The following is a 5,214-nucleotide window of genomic DNA, read 5'->3' on the forward strand; positions in this document are numbered from 1 at the left end:
AGGTCTCACACCCTACGAGGCCATCTGCAAAGCATGGCAAAACGAGCCAGCCCGCTTTACATCAAACCCGCACCATCAAATGCCGGGATCAAACACCTAACAATATCTGTGGAGAGTGCTCGCTGAGGTGAGATGCAGAGATTGTAACCTCATAATGCTTATCGTTTAGTCTAAATACCGATGCAGTTAGATTTGAAAAATTGGTGTGCTGCGGTGTATAATTATCGTTTCCGGTAACTATCTGTATTATCTGGTTCTGAGCAGCTGCAATGCCAAAATTGTTCATATCGATGTAGACGCTTTGCATCAGCAGGGCTGGCATATCCGCCCCATCTACACGGACAGGAATGAGCTTAGTCTGCCCCTTAGCCGCTTTGTACAGTGCATTGTGCCACTCAAGTTTTACCATGCCACTAGAGGCTGTTATGAACCTACGGCGAGCGCGGCAGCCTGTTTCATCATAAGGCAGGCGAAGGCGACGACGTGAAGTCCGGCAAGTGTTTCGGCGTAACGCTCATAGTCTTTGACGAGGCGTCGGAAGCGTGTTGCCCAGGCGAATGACCGTTCGACGACCCAGCGGCGCGGCAGGAGGACGAACCCGCGTTTGGCCTCGGGCAGTTTGACGACTTCCAGCGCGATGCCATGGGCTGCTGCGGCCTTCGCGGCACGTTCGCCCGTATAGCCCTGATCGACATACGCGATGTCGACGGTATCGCCCGTGACGGCCTGCACGGTGCGTGCGAGGCGTTCTACTTCGCCGCGATCCTCGGCACTGGCTGGCGTCACATGCAGCGCGAGCAGATGCCCCAGCGTATCGACGGCCATGTGGATCTTCGACCCTTTCTTGCGCTTGCCCCCGTCATAGCCTGCGCGCTCGCCACTCTCGGGCGTGGAGCGTAACGTCCGGCTGTCGATGATCGCGGCAGTCGGCTCGGCTTTGCGGCCCACCGCCAGGCGCAGCACCGAGCGCAGGTCATCCACCAGCGCCTCGAAACACCCCGCCACCAGCCAGCGTTGCGTCTGCTGGTACACCGCCGCCCAAGGCGGCAGATCATTGGGCATCCACCGCCACGGCGCGCCCGTCTTCACGATGTAGCGCAGGCCGTTGAATACTTCGCGCAGATCATGCTCCCGCTGCCCGGCATCCTCGCGCTGCAACAGCAGGTATGGCGCGATCAGCGACCATTCCTCATCGCTGACATCGGACGGATATGGCTTGCGGCAAATGCTCATCCAATACCGGATGAATCAGACACACCTCCAAGTCCATAACAGCCTCTAGCTAGGCTATTTTCCGACACGAAGAAGAACACAAAGTCGGGGGCGGTCATGCCCTCATTCATCCTGTCTATGATACCTTCACCGGGCTTTATGCTCCACGAGTCATAGAAGACGTTGGCTTCACCCAGCTTGTCTTTCAGCGCGATAGCAATCGGTTCTACGACTGGCTTGTCGCCGTGCTGATGACTGAGAAAAACCTTCATCCTGTTTGAGCCTCCGCAATGCTTTATCCATAAATAAGGATCGCTGCCCGCAAGGGCCATAGGAGAGTGCAATTCGAGTCCCTGTCGAAGGACTCACATCGGCCAGCCCCTTGCCTCAGCTAGTACAAAAGACTAATACAACCGTCCCGACGCTCTTTCAGAAAACCGCAGAAATCCGCCATTTTTGGTGCCAATTGTAAAATTCTCTTCTGGGCACAAACCCATGCCGACTACCGAACGGTTGACCCGGTTGCCCCGCTGACGGTGTCCCGGACCGCCTGACCCCAGAAGTAAACCCCCGCAACATGCCCCACAAGCGGTCACCGATCGTTGGGCGCACCACCCGCAGCCGGTTTCCTCCGACATGGACATGTGCCAAGGAACGCCGCATGACGACGTCCTCCCTCCAGTCCACCGGAACCCCCGCATGACCGCCATCGGCATTTACGGCAGCGCCGGGCGCATGGGCCGCGCCATCGCGGACCTGATCGAGGGCGAGGGCGCGACGCTGGCCGGGGGCTGCGATTCGCGCGACGATCCGGACGCGCTGGCCAAGTCGGCGGATGTGCTGGTCGACTTCTCGATCGCGGGCGCGCTCGATGCGCATCTGGCGGCGGCTCGGGCCGCACGCACCCCGATCGTCATCGGCACCACCGGCCTTTCACCCGCCCAGCACGCCGCGATCGACGAGGCCGCGACCGAGATCGCGGTGCTCCAGACCGGCAACACCTCGCTCGGCATCACCCTGCTCGCCAATCTGGTGCGCGAGGCGGCGGCGCGGCTTGGCCCGGACTGGGACATCGAGATCACCGAGATGCATCACCGGCACAAGGTCGATGCGCCCTCCGGCACCGCGCTGCTGCTGGGCGAGGCGGCGGCGGCGGGGCGGGGGCATCCGCTGTCCGAACTCCGCGTCGATGGCCGGGCGGGGCTGGTCGGCGCGCGGACCGAGGGGACGATCGGCTTGGCGGCGCTGCGCGGCGGCTCGGTGATTGGCGACCATGAGGTGATCTTCGCGGGCGAGGGCGAGCGGGTGACGCTCGGCCATTTCGCGCAGGATCGCACCATTTTCGCCCGCGGAGCGGTGCGCGCCGCGCTGTGGTTGGCAGGGCAGGGGCCGGGCCGTTACCGCATGGGCGACGTGCTAGGCCTGTAACGCGCATGAAGAAGGCGGATGTCGTCCAATTCTACCACCGGCTGGCGGAGGCGAACCCGCATCCCGAGACCGAGCTGGAATTCCGCAATCCCTATACGCTGGTCGTTGCGGTGGCACTGTCGGCGCAGGCCACCGATGTGGGGGTCAACAAGGCCACCCGCGCGCTCTTCGCCGAGGTCGACACGCCCGAGAAGATGCTGGAACTGGGCGAGGACGGGCTGAAGCAGCACATCAAGACGATCGGCCTGTTCAACACCAAGGCCAAGAACGTCATCGCCCTGTCGCGGATACTGGTGGACGATTATGGCGGCCAGGTGCCGAAGGATCGCGCCGATCTGGAGCGGTTGCCGGGGGTGGGGCGCAAGACCGCCAATGTCGTGCTCAACGTCGCCTTCGGGCAGGAGACGTTCGCGGTCGACACCCATATCTTCCGCGTATGCAACCGCACCGGCCTGGCCAAGGGCAAGACCCCGCTGGCGGTGGAGTTGAAGCTGGACAAGGCGACGCCCGCGCCGTTCCGGGTGCACGCGCATCACTGGCTGATCCTGCACGGCCGCTATATCTGCAAGGCGCGCCGCCCCGAATGCTGGCGCTGTCCGGTCGAGGATCTGTGCGCCTATCGCCCCAAGACGCCCGCCCCCGTCGCCAAACCCGCAAAAGCGGTGCCCCCATCATAAAAGGGCTGGCGCGGGGTGGCGCACGATGCTAGTCGGCCAGCCCACGCACCCGTAGCTCAGCTGGATAGAGCGCTGCCCTCCGAAGGCAGAGGCCACAGGTTCGAATCCTGTCGGGTGCGCCATTTCCGTTCAGCTTTGGGCACTGCGGCACCCGGCGTCTGGGATGCCATAATGGCGCGTTCCAGCATCGCGTTGCGTCCCGTGATTCGCACCTCGCGATCACCAACCTCCACACGGTCGACAAGCAGGTGGATGTATTCCTTGCGCGTCCTGCCGTCTGGCTCGTGGAGCTTGCGGCGGAGCAGATCGCCGAACTTGGCGATGATCGCAGGCGTGATCCGCCGATCGCCAGCATCAAGCTGCCGTTCGAGGACGGCGATGTCGGCCTGGGTGCTCGCTTTCTGCGCGCGGATGTTGCCGAGTTCGGTGGCGACCTGCGGATCGTCCGGGCTGAGCACCTCGAGCCGTACCAGCTTGATCACGCGGGCGCTTTCGCCTTCGAGCTGGGTCAGCCGGGCGCGCAGCCGCTTCAGTTCGGCCGCGCGCTCGGCGACGGCGGTTTCCGACCGGTCCAGCCATGTCTGGAGAAGCGCGGTCAGCCGTTCCGGCTGGACGAGATTGCGGGTCACCGCGCCGACGACCAGATCGTCCAGCTGCTCCATCGGAACGCGGCGTCCCGAGCACGCCTCCGGCCCGCGCTTGATCCGCGCCGAACAGGCGTAATAGCGATACTGACCGGACTTGCCGGTGCTCGTCATCATCCCCGCGCCGCAGCCATCCCCGCCGCAGCCGCATACAGCGCGGCTGGTCAGGAGGTTCGTGTTGGTCTTCGCGGCAGCCTCGCCCATCCGTGGGTCGCGGTCGGCCATCTGCTGGCGGACCGCGTAGAACGTGTCTTCGTCGATGATCGGAGGGACTGGGATCGGCACCCACTCACTTTCCGGCCGCGTCTCACCGGTGCGCGAGTCCCGGCGGTTGAAGATGACGTAGCCGATATAGGCAGTGTTGGTCAGGATGTTGTGCAGCGTGCCGATGCTGAACCGCTTGCCCCGGATGCGGTAGCCGCGTTCGTTCAGGTGATGGGCAAGGCCCGTGACGCCGATCGGCCCTTTGGCCGTACCCTCGCGATAGGTCTTGAAGATGTAGCGGACCATGTCGACGGTCTCGGGATCATGCTCCAGCTTCTTGCGATCCTTGCCGCGTGCCTGCGGCACGGTGCAGGTGCGAAAGCCGATCGGCGGCGTCTGGCCGTTCCAGAAGCCGTTGACGGCATTGGCGACCATGGTGCGGCGAACATGCTTGGCGTTCTCGGCCGAATGATATTCGTCGAAGATGGCGAGCATCGACACGGCAAGGTCGGACGTCGGATCGTCGCCGAAATTCTGCGTCACCGAGATGATGCGGATCTTCTTGCGGCGCAGTCGCTCGCGATACTGCATGAAGTCGAGCGCGTTGCGGAACAGCCGCGACAGCGAATGCGCGAGGATGATGTCGACCGGGTGCTCATCCGACTCGGCAAGCGCGATCATCTCGCGGAAGGCACGGCGATGGTCGTCGGTGGCGCTGCCCGCTTCCGAGAAGACGCGGACGGCCTGAGCGCCGTTATCCTCGATCCAGCGTTCGGCGGTGGCGATCTGATCCGGCAGCGACAGGTCGTTCTTCTCCTGCCGCGTGGTCGATACCCGCGCATAGACGAAGACGCGCTTACCCGCGAACATTTCGGTTCCCATGACCAGGCCTTTCGAACAGCGCGGCGATCTCGCCGCCGAACAGCCGGTCGATCAGCGCGACCTCCTGCTCGAGGGTCGACCATGAATCGTCGAAGGCCGCGCTGACAAGCCCCGGATCGTTGAGGCGCGCATCACCGACCGGCGACGGGGAGGTCGCCTGGGTCGTT

At 63.5% G+C, this 5,214-nt stretch carries 5 protein-coding genes, 1 tRNA gene and 1 pseudogene; 3 read left to right on the forward strand and 4 right to left on the reverse strand.

Annotated features, from left to right (window positions below):
- Positions 1–88 precede the first annotated feature (88 nt).
- From SM191_RS19120 to SM191_RS19130, 3 genes are read right to left on the reverse strand one after another with little or no spacing between them, the layout of a single operon-like run.
- A complete protein-coding gene (locus SM191_RS19120) occupies positions 89–409 on the reverse strand; it encodes a hypothetical protein (protein ID WP_341507597.1) in 321 nt (106 codons plus the stop codon).
- A 14-nt stretch (positions 410–423) separates the two neighbouring features.
- A complete protein-coding gene (locus tag SM191_RS19125; protein WP_341507599.1) occupies positions 424–1,233 on the reverse strand; it encodes an IS5 family transposase in 810 nt (269 codons plus the stop codon).
- A complete protein-coding gene (locus SM191_RS19130) occupies positions 1,230–1,544 on the reverse strand; it encodes a toll/interleukin-1 receptor domain-containing protein (RefSeq protein ID WP_341507600.1) in 315 nt (104 codons plus the stop codon). Before SM191_RS19130 ends, SM191_RS19125 begins: the two co-directional genes overlap by 4 nt.
- A gap of 367 nt (positions 1,545–1,911) precedes the next feature.
- On the opposite strand from SM191_RS19130, the gene dapB reads away from it, so the two are divergent.
- From dapB to SM191_RS19145, 3 genes are all read left to right on the forward strand, one after another.
- Complete coding sequence (dapB, locus tag SM191_RS19135) at positions 1,912–2,640, forward strand: 4-hydroxy-tetrahydrodipicolinate reductase (protein ID WP_341507601.1); 729 nt, start codon at positions 1,912–1,914, stop codon at positions 2,638–2,640.
- Between the two features lie 5 nt (positions 2,641–2,645).
- Entirely contained in the window at positions 2,646–3,317 is a 672-nt protein-coding gene (gene nth, locus SM191_RS19140) for an endonuclease III (protein ID WP_341507602.1), read from the forward strand.
- A gap of 45 nt (positions 3,318–3,362) precedes the next feature.
- Positions 3,363–3,439: transfer RNA gene (locus SM191_RS19145), tRNA-Arg, on the forward strand.
- 564 nt (positions 3,440–4,003) lie between these two features.
- On the opposite strand, the pseudogene SM191_RS19895 reads toward SM191_RS19145, so the two are convergent.
- Positions 4,004–5,047 (reverse strand): annotated as a pseudogene (locus SM191_RS19895) (recombinase family protein); the annotation flags it as partial.
- Positions 5,048–5,214: the final 167 nt, after the last annotated feature.

It is taken from the genome of Sphingomonas sp. 2378, assembly GCF_038084995.1.
Lineage (GTDB): Bacteria > Pseudomonadota > Alphaproteobacteria > Sphingomonadales > Sphingomonadaceae > Sphingomonas.

What these genes read in the sequence shown, in the direction of transcription:
- SM191_RS19120 (WP_341507597.1), bottom strand. Translation starts at nt 409, where the DNA reads ATGGTAAAACTTGAGTGGCACAATGCACTGTACAAAGCGGCTAAGGGG.
- SM191_RS19125 (WP_341507599.1), bottom strand. Translation starts at nt 1,233, where the DNA reads ATGAGCATTTGCCGCAAGCCATATCCGTCCGATGTCAGCGATGAGGAA.
- SM191_RS19130 (WP_341507600.1), bottom strand. Translation starts at nt 1,544, where the DNA reads ATGGCCCTTGCGGGCAGCGATCCTTATTTATGGATAAAGCATTGCGGA.
- dapB (WP_341507601.1), top strand. Translation starts at nt 1,912, where the DNA reads ATGACCGCCATCGGCATTTACGGCAGCGCCGGGCGCATGGGCCGCGCC.
- nth (WP_341507602.1), top strand. Translation starts at nt 2,646, where the DNA reads ATGAAGAAGGCGGATGTCGTCCAATTCTACCACCGGCTGGCGGAGGCG.